The organism is Sodalis sp. RH15 (genome assembly GCF_047324255.1).
GTDB classification, from domain to species: domain Bacteria; phylum Pseudomonadota; class Gammaproteobacteria; order Enterobacterales; family Enterobacteriaceae; genus Acerihabitans; species Acerihabitans ligni.
Window position 1 is genome coordinate 4890468 of record NZ_CP178738.1, and the last position, 19562, is coordinate 4910029.

Genomic DNA, 19562 nt, shown 5'->3' on the forward strand with positions numbered 1-19562 from the left:
GGCGAAACCTGTTTGCCCGGGCGGGGAAGCCGCGCTCCCCGCCGGAGTCACATCAAACAATCCGGCCGGCCCGGCGGGCCGGCCCTGGGTTTACATCACCAAACGACGAATATCGGACATCACGTTATTGATGAAGCTGATAAAACGAGCACCCGCCGCACCGTCTATAACCCGGTGATCATAAGACAGGGAGAGCGGCAACATCAGACGCGGCGTGAACTCTTTGCCGTTCCAGACCGGTTTGAACGCCGATTTGGAGACGCCGAGAATAGCCACTTCCGGTGCGTTGACGATGGGCGTAAAGGACGTGCCGCCGATGCCGCCGAGGCTGGAGATAGTGAAACATCCCCCCTGCATATCGGAGGAGGTCAGCTTGCCGTCGCGGGCCTTTTTGGAAATAACCGCCAGCTCGCGGGACAATTCGACGATGCCCTTTTTATTCACATCGCGGAATACCGGCACCACCAGTCCGTTGGGGGTATCTACCGCCACGCCGATGTTGATGTATTTTTTCAGCGTCAGCGTCTGGGCATCCTCGGACAGGGAGCTGTTGAAACGCGGCATTTCTTCCAGGGCCTTGGCCACCGCCTTCATGATAAACACCAGGGGGGTGATTTTCACATCCAGCTTTTTCTTCTCGGCTTCCGCATTCTGCTCTTTGCGGAACGCCTCGACTTCGGTGATATCCGCTTCGTCAAACTGGGTGACATGGGGGATCATGACCCAGTTGCGATGCAGGTTGGCGCCGGAAATTTTCTGAATCCGGCCCAGCGCCACCTCTTCGGTTTCGCCGAACTTGCTGAAATCCACCTTGGGCCAGGGCAGCAGACCCGGCAGAGACCCGCCGGTACCGGCGGCCGGCGCGGCTTCCGCGCGTTTGACCGCGTCTTTTACATAAGCCTGGATATCTTCGCGCAGGATCCGGCCTTTGCGCCCGGTACCCTTCACCTTGGCCAGATCGACACCGAACTCCCGCGCCAAACGGCGGATGACCGGGGTAGCGTGGACATAAGCGTCGTTTTCGGCAAATTCGCCTTTTGCCCCGGCGCCGGTGGTGGCGGCGGCATTCTTGTTTGCCGCCGATGCCGGAGCAGGAGCGGCCGCCGCCGCGGTTTCCGTTTTACCGGCAGCCGGGGCCGGCGCGGCTTCGGTTTTGCCGGTAGACGGGGCAGGCGCGGCGCCTGCCACTTCAAACACCATGATCAGCGAACCGGTGCTGACTTTATCGCCGGTGGCGACCTTGATCTCTTTCACCGTGCCGGCAAAGGGTGCCGGGACTTCCATCGAGGCTTTGTCCCCTTCCACCGTGATCAGGGATTGCTCCGCCGCCACGGTGTCGCCCACTTTGACCATGACCTCGGTGACTTCCACTTCATCGCCGCCGATATCCGGTACGTTAACGTCCTTGACGCCGCCCGACTGGGCCGGAGCGGCTTCGGCGGCAGGCTTGTTAGCCGCCGGGGCCGCGGCGGCTTCGCCGCCCTCGCCCGCCACCTCGAACACCATAATCAGCGAGCCGGTGCTGACCTTATCGCCGGTGGCGACCTTGATCTCTTTCACCGTGCCGGCAAAGGGCGCCGGGACTTCCATCGAGGCTTTGTCCCCTTCCACCGTGATCAGGGATTGCTCCGCCGCCACGGTGTCGCCCACTTTGACCATGACCTCGGTGACTTCCACTTCGTCGCCGCCGATATCCGGTACGTTAACCTCTTTGCTGCCGCCGGATTTAACCGGTGACGGTGTGGATTCCGCCTGCCTGGCGTCGTTTTGCCGTCCGGACGCGGCAGGTTTGGCATCGCCTTGCCCCTCGGCCTTGGCCGGCGCTTCTTCGCCCGCCGCGGCCTCGTCAAAGACCATGATAAGCGAGCCGGTGGTGACTTTGTCCCCCACGGCCACTTTCAGCTCTTTGATTACCCCCGCCCGGGGGGAAGGGACTTCCATCGAGGCTTTATCCCCTTCCACGGTGATCAGGGATTGTTCGGCGCTGACGCTGTCGCCAACCTTGACCAGCACTTCGGTCACTTCAACTTCATCGGTACCGATATCCGGCACGTTGATTTCAATAGCCATTAAGTTATCTACCTCTTATGCCAGGCGCGGGTTGACTTTATCAGCATCGATGCCGAACTTGGTGATGGCCTGCGCCACCACGCCGGTGTCGATATCGCCGCGTTTGGCCAGTTCACCCAGAGCGGCAACCACTACATAAGCCGCATCCACCTCAAAGTGGTGGCGCAAATTTTCACGACTGTCGGAACGACCGAATCCGTCGGTGCCCAGTACCCGGAATTCGCTGGCCGGGATGAAGTTGCGGATTTGTTCGGCAAACAGTTTCATATAATCGGTGGAGGCCACCGCCGGCGCGTCGTTCAGCACCTGGGCAACATAAGGCACCCGCGGTTTTTCCGCCGGATGCAGCATGTTCCAGCGCTCGCAATCCTGCCCGTCGCGGGCCAGTTCGGTGAAGGAAGTGACGCTGTAGACATCGGAGCCGACGCCGTAGTCTTTCGCCAAAATGGCCGCCGCTTCGCGCACATGGCGCAGTATGGCCCCGGACCCCATCAGCTGTACCTTGCCTTTGGAGCCTTCCAGGGTTTCCAGTTTATAGATGCCCTTGCGAATGCCCTCTTCCGCCCCTTGCGGCATGGCCGGCATATGGTAGTTCTCGTTCAGCGTGGTCAGGTAATAATAGACATTTTCCTGATGTTCGCCGTACATGCGCGTCAAGCCGTCATGCATGATCACCGCCACTTCATAGGCGTATGCCGGATCGTAGGAGATACAGTTGGGGATGGTCAGGGACTGGATATGGCTGTGGCCGTCTTCATGCTGCAAGCCTTCGCCGTTCAGGGTGGTGCGGCCCGAGGTTCCGCCGATAAGGAAGCCGCGCGCCTGCTGATCCCCCGCCGCCCAGCACAAATCGCCGATGCGCTGGAAACCGAACATGGAATAGTAGATATAGAAGGGGATCATCGGCAGGTCGTTGCTGCTGTAGGACGTTGCCGCCGCCAGCCAGGAGGAGGCCGCCCCCAGTTCGTTGATGCCTTCCTGCAGGATCTGGCCCTTTTCATCTTCGCGGTAGTACGCTACCTGCTCGCGGTCCTGAGGCGTATATTGCTGGCCGTTCGGACTGTAGATACCGATTTGCCGGAACAGACCTTCCATACCGAAGGTCCGTGCTTCATCGGCAATGATGGGCACCAGGCGATCTTTGATGGACGGGTTTTTCAACATGACGTTCAGCACCCGCACAAAGGCGATGGTGGTGGAAATTTCTTTTTTCTGCTCTTCCAGCAGCGCGCCGAAATCTTCCAGAGACGGCAAAACCAGCGGCTTGGTGAAATTCTTCAGGCGGGTGGGCACATAACCTTGCAGGGCCTTGCGGCGATCGTGGAGATATTTGTACTCCTCGGAGCCTTCCTTGAAGGTGATGTACGGCAATTGTTCCACCTGGTCATCAGGCACCATGTCGGACAGATTGAAACGATCGCGGAAATAGCGCACGCCGTCCATGTTCATCTTCTTGACCTGATGGGCGATATTCATGCCTTCCGCCGTTTCTCCCATGCCGTAGCCCTTGATGGTGTGGGCCAGGATGACGACGGGTTTACCGGTGGTCTTTTGCGCTTTTTGCAGCGCGGCGAAGACTTTGCGCGGGTCGTGGCCGCCGCGGTTCAGCGCCCAGACCTCGTCGTCACTCATGTCCTTGACCAGCGCGGCGGTTTCCGGATATTTACCGAAGAAATGCTCACGCACGTAGGCGCCGTTTTTCGATTTGAAAGTCTGGTAATCGCCGTCGACGGTTTCATTCATCAATTGAATCAGTTTGCCGCTGGTGTCTTTGCGCAGCAGTTCGTCCCAGCGGGTGCCCCAAATCACCTTGATCACTTCCCAGCCGGCGCCGCCGAAGATGCCTTCCAGCTCGTTGATGATTTTACCATTGCCGGTCACCGGGCCGTCCAGGCGCTGCAGGTTGCAGTTGATGATAAAGACCAGGTTATCCAGCTTTTCGCGGGTGGCGATGGTAATCGCCCCCTTGGATTCCGGCTCATCCATCTCGCCGTCGCCCAGGAAGGCATACACGGTCTGAGCGGTGGTGTCTTTCAAACCGCGGTGATTAAGATACTTCAGGAATTTGGCCTGATAAATGGCGCTCACCGGCCCCAATCCCATGGACACCGTGGGGAACTGCCAGAACTCCGGCAGCAGCTTCGGATGGGGATAAGAAGGCAGGCCTTTACCGTGCACTTCCTGCCGGAAATTATTCATTTGATCTTCGGTCAGGCGGCCTTCAAGAAAGGCGCGGGCATAGATGCCAGGGGAGATATGGCCCTGGAAATAGACCAGATCGCCGCCGTCCTTGTCGCTGCGGGCGCGGAAGAAATGATTGAAGCACACTTCATAAATAGTGGCTGAGGATTGGAACGATGCCATATGGCCGCCCAGATCCAGATCTTTCTTCGAGGCGTGCAATACCGCCATCACCGCGTTCCAGCGTATGGCCGAACGAATGCGGCGTTCAAGTTCCAAATTACCAGGGTACTCAGGCTGATCTTCTACCGGGATGGTATTGATATAATTACGGCCTGAAGCACCAGCAGCGATACTGACGCCACCTTTACGAGCCCCGTCCAGCACTTGATCAATCAAGAACTGGGCGCGCTCAATACCCTCTTCACGGATAACCGATTCGATCGCCTGTAGCCAGTCGCGTGTTTCGATCGGATCCACGTCATTGTATAAACGTTCTGACATGGTGGTGTTCCTTATCTATCGCTAATAATTGGTTTAGTTGGAGCCTGTCTTCCTGTATTCACTAAGGTAAACACACGAAGACAGGCCCATTGCTTTCGTTGCCGCATTCAGATCCCGTTGACGGGATCTTAGTCCTTGCGTTGCTGGAGACGGCGCAGGGAACGTTCGCGCCGGCTGTGTTCTCGGCTGAGATCCAGCAAAATTTCCTCAATAAACGCCAGGTGGCGATGTGAAGCCTCGCGCGCTTTTTCCGGCTCGCGTGCTACTATCGCCGCAAAGATCCCGGCGCGGTGGCTGCTCACCTGTGCCAGCATTTCGCGGCGTGAGTAGAGCAATTCAAAATTCTGTCGTACGTTTTTTTCCAGCATCGGCCCCATGCAGCGCACCAAATGTAATAAAACCGCATTATGTGCGGCTTCGGTGACAGCAATTTGATATTGCAGAACGGCGTCGGCTTCAGCGTCGCGATCGCCGCTTTCCTGAGCCTGCTGGATAATCTGGTGACAGTCGCGGATACGGTCCAAATCTTCTTCGGTTCCGCGCAATGCGGCATAATAAGCGGCAATGCCCTCAAGGGCATGGCGGGTTTCCAATAGGTCGTATTGCGATTCAGGATGTTCGGCCAGCAGTTCAGCCAGGGGGTCGCTGAAGCTTTGCCAAAGATTACTTTGCACGAAGGTCCCCCCGCCCTGGCGTCGCAACAGCAATCCTTTGGCTTCCAAACGCTGGATTGCTTCTCGCAGGGAGGGCCGGGAAACGTCGAATTGTTTTGCCAGTTCACGCTCGGGTGGCAATTTTTCACCGGGACGCAGCGTGCCTTCCAGGATGAGATACTCCAATTGCTGCTCTATAACGTCCGATAACTTTGCCTGGCGGATTTTACTGTAAGCCATTTATCTTCATCTCTGCGAATGGCGCGGAGTCAATTGGTAATACCAATTTCATAAACGTGACGCTAAAGTAACAAAGTATTCACCTTCTGTCCATCCTGGCATTGACCTAAATCATGAAACCCCGCACATTTAAACAATTGCACTATGCATGTGCTGCAATTTGATAACCATCCAGTATAAACCACCGAGAATGGATTGTGACAAATTTAACGATTATGCAACTTTAAATGTTGTTGCTGAAGCGTTTGAGCCAGCTAAAATTCGCACAAAAAAACCAGATATCGAATAATTTTAAAATTTTAACTTTTTTTTAACTGGAATTATTACAATTTTCGCTCATGGCGCCGATCTTGGAAAAATGCGGCAGATCACGGCGTTTTACAATTCTCGCCAGCGGCTTGATAAATCAGGTGCAAACTTTTTCCCTTACCACTATTCTTGTGCCGACGACAGACCGGGAAGTGATTTCTTTTTTCGGCGAACGTAAAAAAATAAGTACAAAAACGACAGAGGATTTTACGATGGATGGTAAACAGCGCAGTGAGACGCTGAAACGCGGGTTGAAAAATCGCCATATTCAGCTTATCGCCTTAGGCGGCGCTATTGGTACCGGCTTGTTTCTGGGCATTGCGCAAACCATTAAAATGGCGGGACCGTCGGTAATTCTAGGGTATGCCATCGGCGGTTTTATCGCCTTTCTTATTATGCGGCAACTGGGGGAAATGGTGGTTGAGGAGCCGGTGGCCGGGTCATTCAGCCATTTTGCCTATAAGTATTGGGGCAATTTTGCCGGTTTTGCTTCGGGATGGAACTATTGGGTACTGTACGTATTAGTTGCCATGGCCGAACTTTCCGCCGTGGGCATCTATATGCACTACTGGTGGCCGGACCTGCCTACCTGGATATCGGCGGCGGTGTTTTTCATACTCATCAACGCCATTAACCTGGCCAACGTCAAAATCTACGGTGAGATGGAATTCTGGTTCGCCATTATCAAAGTAGCGGCCATCATTGCCATGATCCTGTTCGGCGGCTGGCTGCTTCTGAGCGGCCATGGCGGTCCCGAAGCCAGCGTGACCAACCTCTGGGCCCAGGGAGGTTTTTTCCCTAACGGCGTCAACGGCTTGTTTATGGCTATGGCGGTTATCATGTTTTCCTTCGGCGGTCTGGAATTGGTGGGTATTACCGCCGCCGAGGCCGACACGCCTGAAATCAGCATTCCCAAGGCCACCAACCAGGTTATCTACCGTATCCTGCTGTTTTATATCGGCTCACTGGCTATTTTGCTGTCCCTTTACCCCTGGAGTAAGGTGGTGGAAGGAGGCAGTCCGTTTGTCCTGATTTTTCACGCCCTCAATAGCGATTGGGTCGCGACGATACTGAATCTGGTGGTGTTGACCGCGGCGCTGTCGGTCTATAACAGCTGCGTTTACAGCAACAGCCGCATGTTGTTCGGCCTGGCGCGCCAGGGCAACGGCCCCAAGGCTCTGCAGAAAGTCGATCGCCGCGGCGTACCTGTCGCCGCCATCGGCGTTTCGGCGCTGGCCACCGCCATCTGTGTGCTGATTAACTATCTGATGCCGGGCAAGGCTTTCGGTCTGCTGATGTCGCTGGTGGTATCGGCGCTGGTCATCAACTGGGGCATGATCAGCCTCGCCCATTTGCGGTTTCGCCGCAAAATGGCGCAGCTCGGACGGGTCACCAAATTCCAGGCGTTATGGTATCCGTTCGGCAATTACCTTTGCCTGCTGTTTATGGCGGCAATCCTGGTGATTATGCTGATGACCCCAGGGATGGAAATCTCGGTTTATCTCATCCCCGTATGGGTATGTCTGCTGGGTATCGGTTTTTACTTCAAGCAAAAAAGCCAGCGCGCCGCCGGCGCTGTGACCCGCTGATCTCATCCCCTTCGCCGATCGGTCCCGATCGGCGAAAAAAACGCCGTAAAAACCATCCGTACCTACCCGCAGAAGTACACATCCGCTACTCCCTCGCGGTATCACGGCCTATGCCATAGCCCTCACAAATTTAAGGTGATAACCGGTTTATCCATTTCTATAACCGGTTGTTACACCCTCCTCTCCCTTGAATAGGCCAATACTGGCTGCGGGTAGTGCATGTCCTGTATACAAAGGAGAGGTGAACCATGAAAGCAGAGGCATTGTCATTAAAGGAAAAAATCGGATTTGGCATGGGGGACGCCGGTTGTAACATGGTGTGGGGATCGATCACCATGTTCCTGGCCTATTTTTATACCGATATTTTCGGCCTGGCGCCGGCGCTGGTGGGAATATTGCTGCTATCGATACGCATTATCGATGCCGTCACCGACCCGGTCATGGGCGCCATCGCCGACCGCACCCGATCCCGATGGGGCCGCTTTAGGCCTTATTTATTATGGCTGGCGGTGCCTTTTGCCGTCTTCAGTGTCCTGATGTATACCACGCCCGACTGGAGCTATTCCGCCAAGGTAGTTTACGCCTTTGTCACCTATTTCTTGATGTCGCTGATTTATACCGCCATCAATATTCCCTATTGCGCGCTGGGCGGGGTGATTTCCAACGATCCCCAGGAACGGGTTTCCTGTCAATCCTGGCGTTTTATTCTGGTGGGAGTGGCAACCCTGATTATTTCCCTCACCCTGCTGCCGATGGTGGATTGGTTCGGCGGCGGCAACCGGGCGCAAGGATTTCAATGGGCGATGACGGTATTATCCATTATCGGCTGTCTGATGTTTTTGTTCTGCTTCGCCACCGTTCGGGAACGGATACAACCCGCGACCCCCACCAATGATGCATTGAAAGCCGACCTGCGGGATATTTGGAAAAACGATCAGTGGGTACGCATACTGGTGCTGACCTTTTTTAATGTCTGCCCGGGATTTATCCGTATGGCCGCCACCATGTATTACGTTACCTATGCCATGGAGAAAAGTTCGGGATTCGCCAGTTTGTTCATCAGCCTTGGCGTGGTGGGCATGATGATCGGCAGCGCCCTGGCCAAACCCCTGACCGATAAATATTGCAAACTTAAAGTCTTTTTCTGGACCAATATCGTATTGGCTGTCTTCTCCAGCGGATTCTATTTCCTCAATCCGCATCTGGCGGGATTGATTCTGGTGATGTACTTCATATTGAATATTCTGCATCAGATTCCCTCCCCCTTGCACTGGTCGCTGATGGCGGATGTGGACGATTACGGCGAATGGAAAACCGGTAAGCGCATTACCGGCATCAGCTTTTCGGGCAATCTGTTTTTCCTGAAGGTCGGGCTGGCCGTGGCGGGGGCGTTCGTCGGTTTTATTCTTTCCGCCTACGGTTATCATGGGGACGCCGTCCGGCAAAGCCCCGGCGCGATACAGGGGATCGTTTTGCTGTTTACCGTCATTCCGGGTATCGGTTATCTGATAACCGCCGGGGTGGTCCGGCTGCTGAAAGTCGATCGCCAACTGATGCGTCAAATCCAGTCCGATCTGGAAGCAAGACGCTTACAGCCCCACGAGTCCGCTGAATGGCGCGAACCCCGGCCGCTGGAAACCAAGCATCCTTAACCGCGAAAAAGGGAGAGGTGAACATCATGAGCCAAACTCAGTGGCCCAATCCATTAATCGAGCAGCGTGCCGATCCTTACATCTACCGGCATTTCGATGGTTATTATTATTTCACCGCCTCGGTGCCGGAATACGATCGGCTGGAGATTCGACGCTCGGCTACCCTGGGAGGATTATCCCATGCCGAACCGGCGGTGGTGTGGCATAAACACCAGCACGGGGAAATGAGCGCGCTGATTTGGGCGCCGGAACTGCATTTCATCGACAAAAAATGGTATCTCTATTTTGCCGCCGCCCATTCGCCGGAGATTGTCGACGGGCTCTTCCAGCATCGCATGTTCGTCCTGGAATGCGCCGACGGCAATCCCCTCACCGGCACCTGGATCGAAAAAGGGCGCATACGGACCCCGCTGGACACATTCTCCCTGGACGCCACCCATTTTTTCCATCAGGGGCGGCACTATTATGTCTGGGCGCAAAACGATCCGGACATACGGGGCAATTCCAATCTCTATCTGGCCGAGATGGCCACGCCCTGGTCGCTGAAAACCCCGCCGTCAATGCTGAGCAAACCTGAACTGCCCTGGGAAACCAATGGTTTTTGGGTCAACGAAGGGCCGGCGGTCCTGCGCCACGGACAGCGGCTGTTTATCACCTATTCCGCCAGCGCCACCGACGCCAATTATTGCATCGGCCTGCTTTGGGCGGATATCAACGACGATATCACCGATCCCCGGGCCTGGCATAAACTGCCGCAGCCGGTCTTTCGCACCCACTGGCAAAACCGGCAGTTCGGCCCGGGCCACAACAGCTTTACCCTAAGTGAAAACGGCGAGGATGTGCTGGTCTATCACGCCCGATCCTATACAGAAATCACCGGCGACCCGTTATACGACCCCAACCGCCATACGCGGATCAAGGTTTTTCATTGGGATGAAGAAGGCATGCCCCGCTTCGGCGAACCGCCGGCGGACCACGCCTGATAGCCTCAGACCAATGCGCCGTAAATGGTCAATAGCGCCACCACCACCACGATCACGTTGGTTATCTTTTTCGCCAGCGAAACCGCCGCCCGCGGGGTTTGCACCTCATCCAGGTGCGGGTCCCGCGCCAGGGAGAACTGCGCCAGGCGGGTCAGTACCTGATACTGGCCGGTATGCAGGTCCGCCAGCGAGGCAAACCAGGCCGGCAGGGCTTTTTCGCCGTGTCCCAGCAAGGCGTAAGCTACGCCTGCCAGCCTGACGGGTATCCAGTCCAGCCAGTGCAGCATAGTGTCTATACCGGACTGCGCCCGCTTCAGCGGAGTGGCGCGGCGCGCCAGCCAGGTCTGCCAGGCGCGCAAAAAAGCATAACCGGCAAGCAGAACCGGACCGTAGGGTCCGCCGGACACCAGCCAGAACATCGGCGCCAGATAAAAACGGAAATTGATCCATAGCAGCGCATTTTGCAATTCGCGCAAACGTTCTTCTTTATCGCAATCCACCGGCAGACCGTGAATCAGAGTCAACTCTTCGCTCATCGCGTCGCAGGCATGGCCGTCTCCCCGCGCGGCGGCGGTGATATAGGCCCGATAGTGCTTGCGAATGCCGCCCGCACCGATGCAAAGCAGGGAAATCAAAATCCATAACAGCAGCCGCGGCGCGCCGAAGAAAAAATTCCCCGCCAGCCTCAGGCATAGCGCCACCGCGACCATCCAGCAAATCGCCAGCAAAATCGTCAGTGCCGGAGATACAAAGCGGGTACGGGCAAACACCCGCTCAAAATAGTGATCCAATTGCCAGTGATCGCCCATTTTAAATAAGCGTTCCCATGCCAGTACCAGTAATAATGTAAACAGTGTCATGAATCCTGGTGCTCCCTGTCTCGGTCCTCGGTGCTCGGTGAAATCAACTCCCTATAATGATGCCATAGAAAAGCCGGTCCGGGATCGGTTTTACGGACGGGGGCAATATCGCTATGACCGGTTATGCGGGCCGGCGTAATCGGATAATGCCGCATCAGCAGCCGCGTAAGTTCGGCCAGCCGTAGGTATTGCTCATCGGTATAAGGCTGATTATCGGTGCCTTCCAACTCGATGCCGATGGAAAAATCATTACAGCGTTCCCGCCCGGCGAAACATGAGACGCCTGCATGCCAGGCGCGGCGATGAAACGGCACATATTGCACAATCTCCCCGTCGCGCCGGATCAGGCAGTGGGCCGATACCCGCAGGCCCTGTATCTGTGAGAAGAAAGGATGTTCGTCTGGGGTAAGCGTGCCGGTAAATAAGCGATCGATATAGGGTCCGCCAAACGATCCCGGCGGCAAACTGATACCGTGCACCACCAGCAGCGAAGGAATTTCGCCGTTCGGCCGTTCATCGCTATGGGGGGACGGGACCCGTTTAGTGCCTGTTAACCAGCCGTTTTCCAACTCCATTCGCCACCTCCGCTCTCTGCCTCCACGCTCTTTACCCTAAATAGTTCGAATTGCAGGTGGGATGAGCGAGTACAAATCTGCAGGAGCAGATTTGAACGCGACTTGCCGCGACCCCGCCAGGGGCGAGGCCCATGGAGGGGCCGGGTATGGCCAACGCACCTGCAGCTTGAAGTATGACGGGTATGGCTGTCGGCAGTAGTACTTATCTAAGCAACAGAGTAGCATGTTTCCTCTATTCTCTTTATTCGCTATTTCGGAGTTTTTATGCCGACACGTCGTTATAACGCTGAACGCCGCCGGGCCGAATTGCTTGAGCGTATTCAGTATGATATCCCCTTGACCGTTACCCGGGCGCTCAGCGAAGACCTGGGGGGCACCGCCGATCCCGAGGCCGATATTACGGCGCTGTTATTGCCCCGTGACAGCCAGGCCGAGGCGGTTATCATCACCCGCGAAAACGGTATTTTCTGCGGGCAGCAATGGCTGGAGGAAGTGTTTCGCCAGTTAGGGGACGGGATCCGGGTGGAGTGGCAGGTGAAGGACGGCGATGCCATCCGGGTTAACCAGCCGCTGTGCCGGCTGCGTGGACCGGCGCATCTATTGCTGACCGGTGAACGCACGGCGCTGAATTTTGTGCAGACCTTGTCCGGCGTGGCGTCGGAGGTGAAGCTTTATGTCGATAAGCTGGCGGGTACCCATACCCAACTGCTGGATACCCGTAAAACCTTGCCCGGACTGCGGACCGCGCTGAAATACGCAGTACTGTGCGGCGGCGGCAGCAATCACCGGCTGGGCTTGGCGGACGCCTTTTTGATTAAGGAAAATCATATCATCGCCGCCGGGTCCATTGCCAAGGCGGTGGAAAACGCCGTGGCTCTGCGCGCCGACGTGCCGGTGGAGGTAGAGGTGGAAAGCCTGGATGAACTGCGCCAGGCCCTGGAGGCCGGCGCCGATATCATCATGCTGGACAACTTTACGCTGGCGGATATGCAGCGGGCCGTTGCCGCCACCGGGCAACGGGCTTTGCTGGAGGTTTCCGGTAACGTTACCCTGGAAACCCTTCACGAATACGCCGCCACCGGCGTGGATTATATTTCCGTCGGCGCGCTGACCAAACACATCCGCGCCCTCGATCTGTCCATGCGATTCCAATAGCAGCGCCGGCATGGCGGACAGGGTGTCCAGGCAGTTATGGCAGCGGTACCGTATCGCTTAGTGACCGCTGAATGTCCGGTCCAGTTCCGCTATCAGCGCTTCGAGCCGGCTGAAGCTTGCGGCGGTCTGTTGATTAACGGCGGCGATAAAAATTCCATAGCCGCCTTGGGCATTGGTGACATGCACCACATAATGCCTGGCGTGATCGGCCCGACTGGTGGCAATGCCGGTCCAATTGGACAATACGCTGGTGTGGCTGTAAGTCCCCGTATTGATAAAACGCAGGCTGGGTTCACTGGTTTTCAAATAAACCACCAGTTGAACCAACGTCTGGTTCTGGTTTTTCACGACACTGAGATTCACCACAATATCATCGCTGGTAAAAGAACTGGCGAGAGTAGTAGGGTCAGCCGCAAGCTGCTTGATGGTCCAACCGCTGCCGATATTCGCCGGTACCTGGGTAATGGGGTTGCGCCATAAGTGTTCCGCCGCCATGGTGATGCCGTCATGAGGCTGTTGCGAGCGGGGGATTAGCAGGGGTAGCGTGACTTTTTGTCTGAGATAAACGCCCCAGCCCGGCAGATATGCACTCGTAGCAAGGTAAACAAATGCCCCCGCCGCGATCAGGAGACACGCCGATAGCACGACGGTAACGCCGCGGCGCGCGGCGCGGGGATGGGTAACGCTGGTTTTATGGGGCGCGGCCGGCAAGAGCGGCGGCGGGGAGTTTAAAAGCGGTTTCAACTCATCCATGGCGGCCAACGGGGTCCACTGCGGCATCCCTTCACGCCAGACAAGACTCTGCGCACCCAATATCCGATGTTGTAATAGCTTCTCCAGCGTAGCCAAGGTTACCGGACCTTGCCGCTTACCATCCACAATGTACCACCAGCCGATCATATTGAGCATTGCCATTATTTTAATAGGGATATCAATACGGACACATTACCGCCAATATGCCGAAGGGAACTGAGGCAAAGGACTTTCTCGCGTACAGCAACGTACATTGTAAATTCTTGTTAAGGTCATATTTTATTCTATATTCACATTATCATCATCTTCTTTTCGCACACCCCTTGACCGTCCGCTATTGCCAACCCCCGCGCAAATTCCCTTAAGGCTCTATCGGCCGCCACGTTTTTTTTGCGGCATTCCCTCCCCCGCCGCGAACTGCCGCTGGCCTGCCTCCGGTGTTATCGGTAAGGTCGGCCTTGGATCAACAGGGAGGGGAACGCCGGTGAATAATCAGCAGGGATTTACTTTGGTGGAACTGATGGTGGTGATGGCCATCATCGCCACATTAAGCGCCATCGGATTGCCGGGATATCAACGTTACCTCGATAATGCCGCCCTGACCGATATGCTGCATATGCTGTCCCCCTACAAATCGGCGGTGGAATTATGCGCCATGGAGCATGGGGATATGGAGGAATGCCGCGCCGGGGAGTTCGGCATTCCGGACGGACTCTCTTCCCGCTATGTCGCCGGAGTGGAGGTTAGCGAGGGGGTTATCCGCCTGACCGGCAAGCAGGCGCTGGAAGGGCTCACGCTGGTGCTTACGCCGGAGCGGCATGCCGGCGGGTTGCTTTGGACCCGCCGCTGCGATGCCGCCGGCAAAGGTCAGCATCTGCAGCGCCCCTGCCAGGCGCTGTTCCGTTTCGACGGCGCAAAGGAGTAGGACATGATTGCCGCCCATGATACGCCGGTACAGCTCGAGGACTACATCGAGGGACTGCTTGGCGAGGCGGCGGCCAGCCGGGCTTCCGATATCCATATCGAACCTTGCCCGTCGTCGGAGTACCGCGTACGGTTTCGCATTGACGGCCTGCTGCGCAAATATGGCTTTTGCGTTCCGGCCCTGGCGGCGCGCCTGGTAGTGGGGCTAAAGATGATGGCCGGGATGGATATCGCCGAGCGCAGGCTTCCGCAAGACGGACAATTATCCTTTGGGAAACCGGATAGCGGCCATTCATGCCGCGTTGCCACCCTGCCGACCCTGTGGGGAGAAAAACTGGTGCTGCGTCTGCTGCGGCGGGAGACCGGCGGGCTCACCCTTGAGAATCTCGGCATGCCCGCGGCCCTGCGGCGGCAGTTCCTGCGCCGGCTGCAGCAGCCGCAGGGTTTGGTACTGTTCACCGGCCCCACCGGCAGCGGCAAGACCATGACGCTTTATAGCGCCATACAGGCTCTGGACCGCCACCGGCTTAATATCTGCAGCGTGGAGGACCCGGTGGAAATTCCGCTGGCGGACATTGCGCAGTGCCAGGTGAACCGTAAAGCACGGCTGGATTTTCCGGTATTGCTGCGCGCCCTGTTACGCCAGGATCCGGATGTGATTATGGTGGGGGAAATCCGCGATGCCGAAACCGCCGAGATTGCCATCAATGCCGCCCAAACCGGCCATCTGGTCTTGTCCACGCTGCATACGCTGACCGCCGCCGACGTCCTGCAGCGGCTGCGCCAGCTGGGAGTGGATCCGGCCCGCATCGGGCCGGTGCTGCGGCTGGTGATGGCGCAACGCCTGGTACGCCGCCTTTGCCCGGCCTGCCGTAAGGAAACAGCTTCAGGCGCGGCCCGCCCCCGGGAAGACTTTATGCCGGTCCAATCCTGGCGCGCGGTGGGATGCAACCAATGCCATGAGGGGTATAACGGCCGGCACGGGGTATTCCATCTGTCGTCCGGGGAGTTACTGCCGGATTCGGCGCGGGCGCAGACAGAAAGCCCAAAGCGCCCCGACGGTTTATGGCGGGCGGGCCTGGCGCTGGTGGCACAGGGCGTCACCACGGTGGAAGAGCTGCGGCGCGTACTGGGTGAACCGGCATGAACGGTTATTGGTTATATCGCTGGCGCGGTATTACCGATGAGGGCGAAATGCGGGAGGGTCACTTGCTTGCCGCCGGGAAAATGTCGGTCAGGCAGGATTTGATCAATCAGGATGTTCAGCCGCTGACGGTGCGAACTATCGGCTACCTGTCCTCAGGGTATTGGCACGACGGCCGGCTGATGGATTTGACGTCGCAGCTGGCATCGCTGCTGGAGGCGGGACTGCCGCTTAGGGAGAGTCTGCGCCTGCTGGCGGACGATCATCCCCGCGTCGGCTGGCGCTGCCTGCTGCGTTTACTGAGCGCAAAAATCGAGCAGGGCCACACCCTTTCTTTGGCCTGCGGCGATTTTCCCGTGGTGTTCTCACCGCTCTATTGCGGGCTTTTGGCGCTGGGAGAGCTTACCGGCCGACTGGACCGCTGTTGCCGCTTACTGGCGGAGCACGAGTTACGCCTGGGACAGTTGAAAAAGAAGGTCCGCGGCGCGCTGCGCTATCCGGCGTTTATCTGCCTGACCGCGGCGGCGGTGCTCACTCTGATGCTGACATTGATACTGCCTGAATTCGCCAGGCTCTACGCCGGCATGAATGCCCCGCTGCCGGCTCCGACCCGCGGACTGATGGCTTTGGCGGCGGCGGCGGGCGATCATTGCCTGACGGCGTTGCTGGGCGCCCTGTCGCTGTACGGAGGATATCGGCGTGTCTGCTATTATCATCCCCGTTGGCGACAGCGGACCCAGGCGACGCTGTTATACCTGCCGTGGCTGGGCAGGCTGGTACGCCATCATAATCTGCATCAATTGTTTCAGACGCTGGCCATCACCCACCAGGCGGGCATCACCCTGGATAACGGGCTGGAGATGGCCGTGCGCACCCTCCACCATCCCAGCTTCCGCCACGCGGCACAATTGCTGCAACAGCATATCAGGCAAGGCTTCGCCTTATACCAGGCATTTGAAGGGCAACGGCTGTTTCCGCCCCATTGCCGGCATCTTATCAAAACCGGCGAGCATACGGGAACGCTGGACGAGGTATTCCAGCAGTTGGCGCGCCTGCATGAACAGCAGACCTACCGCCTCGCCGACGGTCTGGCGCAGCTGGCCGAACCGCTGCTGCTGCTGATTATGGGCGGCCTGGTATGCGCCATGGTGATAGTGCTTTATTTGCCGCTGCTGCAGCTAGGGGAGGTGTTTGGTGATTTTTGAGGCATCGTTTCGGCAGTAAAACAAGACCCGCAGTTACCGGGCAGTAAAATAGCAACCCCCCGTCGCCTGAACGCGCAGAGGGTTGCCGGTGCGGATCGCCTTACACCCTAACGGCCGTCGGCATGACCGGATCAGGGTTGTTACAACTGGGTAAATACCTGATTTTCCTGCTCGGCCACCCGGATAAAGGTGGTGCGCTTGGTTAACTCTTTTAGCCGGGACGCGCCGACATAGGTACAGGCCGACCGCAAACCGCCGAGGATATCGCGGATGGAGTTTTCCACCGGTCCGCGCAATGGCAGCTTCACCGTTTTACCTTCCGCGGCGCGATATTCCGCGACACCGCCCACGTGCCGTTTCATCGCATCTTCAGAGCTCATGCCGTAAAACAGCATGAAATTCTCGCCGTTCTCCTCCACTACCGTGCCTTCACACTCGTCATGGCCGGCCAGCATGCCGCCCAGCATCACAAAATCGGCGCCGCCGCCAAAGGCTTTGGCCACGTCTCCCGGCACCGCGCAACCGCCGTCACTGACTATCTGGCCGCTTAGCCCATGGGCGGCGTCCGCACATTCAATTACCGCGGACAATTGCGGATAGCCGACCCCGGTTTTCACACGGGTCGTGCACACCGAACCCGGCCCGATGCCTACTTTGACGATATCGGCGCCGGAGAGAATGAGTTCTTCCACCATTTCGCCGGTAACCACGTTGCCGGCGCAAATGACTTTATCCGGGCAGGCTTCCCGCGCCTTCTGCACGAAATTCACGAAATGTTCGGAATAGCCGTTGGCGACGTCGATGCAGATAAAGCGTAATAACGGCGACAGGGCCAAGATCTGCTGAAGTTTCAGGAAATCGGCATCCGACGTGCCGGTGGAAACCATAATATGCCGCAAAATAGCATCCGGCATACGGCTGATAAAGTCTGACCACTGCTGAATGCTATAATGCTTATGGACGGCGGTGAGAACATCAAAGGCCGCCAGCGCTTCCGCCATGCGGAAGGTTCCGACGGTATCCATATTGGCGGCGATGATGGGAATACCCGACCAGTTGCATCCCGAATGTTTAAAAGTGAACTCGCGCTGGAGCTCAACGTCGGAACGACTCTTGAGAGTGGACCGCTTTGGGCGGATAAGTACGTCTTTAAAACCTAGCTTGATATCTTCTTCAATACGCATGCGGGATTTCCTGGTGGATGGCGAAGAATCGCAAAAATGTCCGGGTACAAAATGCCAGTTCCAGTGACGGTATCATACGCCGGATTATTGTTACGGCAAGACTGCGAAAATCGCCGGATTTACGCTACAATCGTACCAATTTATCCACGGACCGCTAAATTCATCATTCCCGAATCGGTGGGAGACAGCTAATAGTATGCGTTACATTGTTGCATTGACAGGGGGAATCGGCAGTGGCAAAAGTACCGTGGCCAACGCCTTTGCCAAACTGGGTGCCACGATAGTCGACGCCGATATTATCGCCCGCCGGGTAGTGGAGCCGGGCAGCGACGCTTTGCAGGCAATCCGCGAACGTTTCGGCGACGCCATGCTTTTGCCCGACGGCACGCTGGACCGTGCCCAGCTGCGGCAGCGCATCTTCAGCTCCCCGCCGGATAAGGCGTGGCTGAACGCATTGCTGCATCCCCTTATTCAGCAGGAAACCCAACAGGAAATGGCCCGCGCCTCCGGGGCCTATATCATGTGGGTAGTGCCGCTATTGATTGAAAACCACCTGCAGAACCGTGCGAACCGGGTATTGGTGGTGGATGTCGATACCGAAACACAGGTGGCGCGTACCATGGAACGCGACGGCATAAGCCGCAGCCAGATAAACAATATTCTCGCTGCGCAAGTATCACGGGAACAGCGTCTGGCCAGTGCCGATGATATTATTAATAATAACGGGCATCCCGGGGATATAACGGACAGTGTGGCAAAGCTGCACCAGCGTTATCTCGGACTTGCGGCATCAGCAACCCGACAGGATCAATCATTATGAGTGAAATCTACTCGACAACGGTGCTTTTCGAGCATCCGTTAAATGAAAAAATGCGCACTTGGCTGCGCCTGGAATTTTTACTGCAACAACTGTATAACTGTTCGGAGCTGGTTGATATCTCAAGCGCATTGCCGTTTTTCCGCACCGTCGCCGACCTGCTGGACGTTCTCGAACGCGGCGATGTGCGCACTGAAATGTTGAAAGAGCTGGACCGGCAGCAGCAAAAAATGCTGCAGTGGGACGGCGTACCCGGTGTTGACAGCGAGCGGGTGCGAACGCTGCGCAACAATTTAAAACAGTGCGCCGCCGTATTGATGTCCGCACCAAGGCTGGGGCAGGCGTTGCGTGAAGATCGCTTAATCGCATCGGTGCGCCAGCGGCTCTCCATTCCCGGCGGCTGTTGCAGTTTCGATCTACCCGGTTTGCATATTTGGCTGCACCTGCCGCAGACCCATCGCAACGGCCAGATCAACACCTGGCTGAAAACCCTGGACCCCTTGAATGCCGCATTAACCTTAACCCTGGACTTGGTGCGGCATACCGAACCCTTTAAAAACCAAATCAGCCTGAACGGTTTTTTTCAGGATAACGCCGAGGATGCGGATTTGCTGCGTATGCGCATCCCCCTGGTTTACCAGCTCTACCCGCAGGTTTCCGGCCACAAGACCCGTTATGCCATCCGTTTTTTATCCCTGGATAGTGAAAACGGCGTCATCCCCAATCGTTTACCGTTTGAATTGGCCTGCTGTTGAATGTAAGAG

General features: G+C 56.8%; 16 protein-coding genes. 9 read left to right on the forward strand and 7 right to left on the reverse strand.

All coding sequences use genetic code 11. From position 1 onward, the window contains the following. Positions 1-90: 90 nt before the first annotated feature. From aceF to pdhR, 3 genes are all read right to left on the reverse strand, one after another. Positions 91-2070, reverse strand: a complete 1980-nt coding sequence (gene aceF / locus ACL2XO_RS22220) for a pyruvate dehydrogenase complex dihydrolipoyllysine-residue acetyltransferase (protein ID WP_413741544.1) — start codon at positions 2068-2070, stop codon at positions 91-93. Positions 2071-2085: 15 nt separating this feature from the next. After that, a complete protein-coding gene (gene aceE, locus ACL2XO_RS22225; protein ID WP_203523871.1) occupies positions 2086-4755 on the reverse strand; it encodes a pyruvate dehydrogenase (acetyl-transferring), homodimeric type in 2670 nt (889 codons plus the stop codon). Between the two features lie 128 nt (positions 4756-4883). Beyond that, positions 4884-5648, reverse strand: a complete 765-nt coding sequence (gene pdhR, locus ACL2XO_RS22230; protein ID WP_132926026.1) for a pyruvate dehydrogenase complex transcriptional repressor PdhR — start codon at positions 5646-5648, stop codon at positions 4884-4886. Positions 5649-6169: 521 nt separating this feature from the next. On the opposite strand from pdhR, the gene ACL2XO_RS22235 reads away from it, so the two are divergent. The 3 genes from ACL2XO_RS22235 (at position 6170) to ACL2XO_RS22245 (ending at position 10181) form a co-directional block, all read left to right on the forward strand. Then, complete coding sequence (locus tag ACL2XO_RS22235) at positions 6170-7546, forward strand: amino acid permease (protein WP_132926024.1); 1377 nt, start codon at positions 6170-6172, stop codon at positions 7544-7546. A 248-nt stretch (positions 7547-7794) separates the two neighbouring features. Beyond that, positions 7795-9198, forward strand: a complete 1404-nt coding sequence (locus tag ACL2XO_RS22240) for a glycoside-pentoside-hexuronide (GPH):cation symporter (RefSeq protein WP_132926022.1) — start codon at positions 7795-7797, stop codon at positions 9196-9198. A gap of 26 nt (positions 9199-9224) precedes the next feature. Continuing rightward, on the forward strand, positions 9225-10181 hold the full coding sequence (locus ACL2XO_RS22245) for a family 43 glycosylhydrolase (protein WP_132926020.1): 957 nt from the start codon (positions 9225-9227) through the stop codon (positions 10179-10181). 5 nt (positions 10182-10186) lie between these two features. Here the strand turns inward: ACL2XO_RS22245 and ampE are convergent, their stop codons facing one another. Together ampE and ampD are read right to left on the reverse strand one after the other, a co-directional pair. After that, positions 10187-11041, reverse strand: coding sequence for a beta-lactamase regulator AmpE (ampE, locus tag ACL2XO_RS22250; protein WP_413741545.1), 855 nt, complete (start codon positions 11039-11041; stop codon positions 10187-10189). Beyond that, a complete protein-coding gene (gene ampD / locus ACL2XO_RS22255; RefSeq protein WP_413741546.1) occupies positions 11038-11616 on the reverse strand; it encodes a 1,6-anhydro-N-acetylmuramyl-L-alanine amidase AmpD in 579 nt (192 codons plus the stop codon). Before ampD ends, ampE begins: the two co-directional genes overlap by 4 nt. A gap of 264 nt (positions 11617-11880) precedes the next feature. Here ampD and nadC point away from each other — a divergent pair, with 264 nt between their 5' ends. Next, positions 11881-12771, forward strand: coding sequence for a carboxylating nicotinate-nucleotide diphosphorylase (nadC, locus tag ACL2XO_RS22260; protein WP_413741547.1), 891 nt, complete (start codon positions 11881-11883; stop codon positions 12769-12771). 57 nt (positions 12772-12828) lie between these two features. On the opposite strand, the gene ACL2XO_RS22265 is transcribed toward nadC, so the two are convergent. After that, positions 12829-13680 (reverse strand): DUF4339 domain-containing protein, encoded by an 852-nt coding sequence (locus ACL2XO_RS22265; protein WP_413741548.1) that lies wholly within the window; start codon positions 13678-13680, stop codon positions 12829-12831. Positions 13681-14008: 328 nt separating this feature from the next. Between ACL2XO_RS22265 and ppdD the strand changes: the two genes are divergently transcribed. The 3 genes from ppdD to hofC are packed head-to-tail and all read left to right on the forward strand — an operon-like array spanning position 14009 to position 16797. After that, positions 14009-14449 (forward strand): prepilin peptidase-dependent pilin, encoded by a 441-nt coding sequence (ppdD, locus tag ACL2XO_RS22270; RefSeq protein WP_413741549.1) that lies wholly within the window; start codon positions 14009-14011, stop codon positions 14447-14449. 3 nt (positions 14450-14452) lie between these two features. Next, the gene (locus ACL2XO_RS22275; RefSeq protein ID WP_413725467.1) at positions 14453-15595 is read left to right on the forward strand and encodes a GspE/PulE family protein; all 1143 of its coding nucleotides are present in this window, start codon (positions 14453-14455) and stop codon (positions 15593-15595) included. Continuing rightward, on the forward strand, positions 15592-16797 hold the full coding sequence (gene hofC / locus ACL2XO_RS22280) for a protein transport protein HofC (protein WP_413741550.1): 1206 nt from the start codon (positions 15592-15594) through the stop codon (positions 16795-16797). The genes ACL2XO_RS22275 and hofC overlap by 4 nt, the downstream gene beginning before the upstream one ends. A 140-nt stretch (positions 16798-16937) precedes the next feature. On the opposite strand, the gene ACL2XO_RS22285 is transcribed toward hofC, so the two are convergent. Then, the gene (locus ACL2XO_RS22285; RefSeq protein ID WP_132926005.1) at positions 16938-17981 is read right to left on the reverse strand and encodes a GMP reductase; all 1044 of its coding nucleotides are present in this window, start codon (positions 17979-17981) and stop codon (positions 16938-16940) included. A 196-nt stretch (positions 17982-18177) separates the two neighbouring features. On the opposite strand from ACL2XO_RS22285, the gene coaE reads away from it, so the two are divergent. Beyond that, positions 18178-18801: a dephospho-CoA kinase gene (gene coaE / locus ACL2XO_RS22290; RefSeq protein ID WP_413725470.1), complete on the forward strand. Its 624-nt coding sequence runs from the start codon at positions 18178-18180 to the stop codon at positions 18799-18801. Further along, positions 18798-19553 carry a cell division protein ZapD gene (gene zapD / locus ACL2XO_RS22295; protein WP_132926001.1) on the forward strand — a complete coding sequence of 252 codons (756 nt, stop codon included), beginning with the start codon at positions 18798-18800 and terminating at the stop codon, positions 19551-19553. Before coaE ends, zapD begins: the two co-directional genes overlap by 4 nt. Positions 19554-19562 lie beyond the last annotated feature (9 nt).

Coding starts and splice junctions, on each gene's coding strand:
- ampE (WP_413741545.1), bottom strand. CDS start 11,041: ATGACACTGTTTACATTATTACTGGTACTGGCATGGGAACGCTTATTT.
- ACL2XO_RS22275 (WP_413725467.1), top strand. CDS start 14,453: ATGATTGCCGCCCATGATACGCCGGTACAGCTCGAGGACTACATCGAG.
- ampD (WP_413741546.1), bottom strand. CDS start 11,616: ATGGAGTTGGAAAACGGCTGGTTAACAGGCACTAAACGGGTCCCGTCC.
- aceF (WP_413741544.1), bottom strand. CDS start 2,070: ATGGCTATTGAAATCAACGTGCCGGATATCGGTACCGATGAAGTTGAA.
- ACL2XO_RS22265 (WP_413741548.1), bottom strand. CDS start 13,680: ATGCTCAATATGATCGGCTGGTGGTACATTGTGGATGGTAAGCGGCAA.
- aceE (WP_203523871.1), bottom strand. CDS start 4,755: ATGTCAGAACGTTTATACAATGACGTGGATCCGATCGAAACACGCGAC.
- pdhR (WP_132926026.1), bottom strand. CDS start 5,648: ATGGCTTACAGTAAAATCCGCCAGGCAAAGTTATCGGACGTTATAGAG.
- ACL2XO_RS22235 (WP_132926024.1), top strand. CDS start 6,170: ATGGATGGTAAACAGCGCAGTGAGACGCTGAAACGCGGGTTGAAAAAT.
- hofC (WP_413741550.1), top strand. CDS start 15,592: ATGAACGGTTATTGGTTATATCGCTGGCGCGGTATTACCGATGAGGGC.
- zapD (WP_132926001.1), top strand. CDS start 18,798: ATGAGTGAAATCTACTCGACAACGGTGCTTTTCGAGCATCCGTTAAAT.
- ACL2XO_RS22245 (WP_132926020.1), top strand. CDS start 9,225: ATGAGCCAAACTCAGTGGCCCAATCCATTAATCGAGCAGCGTGCCGAT.
- ACL2XO_RS22240 (WP_132926022.1), top strand. CDS start 7,795: ATGAAAGCAGAGGCATTGTCATTAAAGGAAAAAATCGGATTTGGCATG.
- nadC (WP_413741547.1), top strand. CDS start 11,881: ATGCCGACACGTCGTTATAACGCTGAACGCCGCCGGGCCGAATTGCTT.
- coaE (WP_413725470.1), top strand. CDS start 18,178: ATGCGTTACATTGTTGCATTGACAGGGGGAATCGGCAGTGGCAAAAGT.
- ACL2XO_RS22285 (WP_132926005.1), bottom strand. CDS start 17,981: ATGCGTATTGAAGAAGATATCAAGCTAGGTTTTAAAGACGTACTTATC.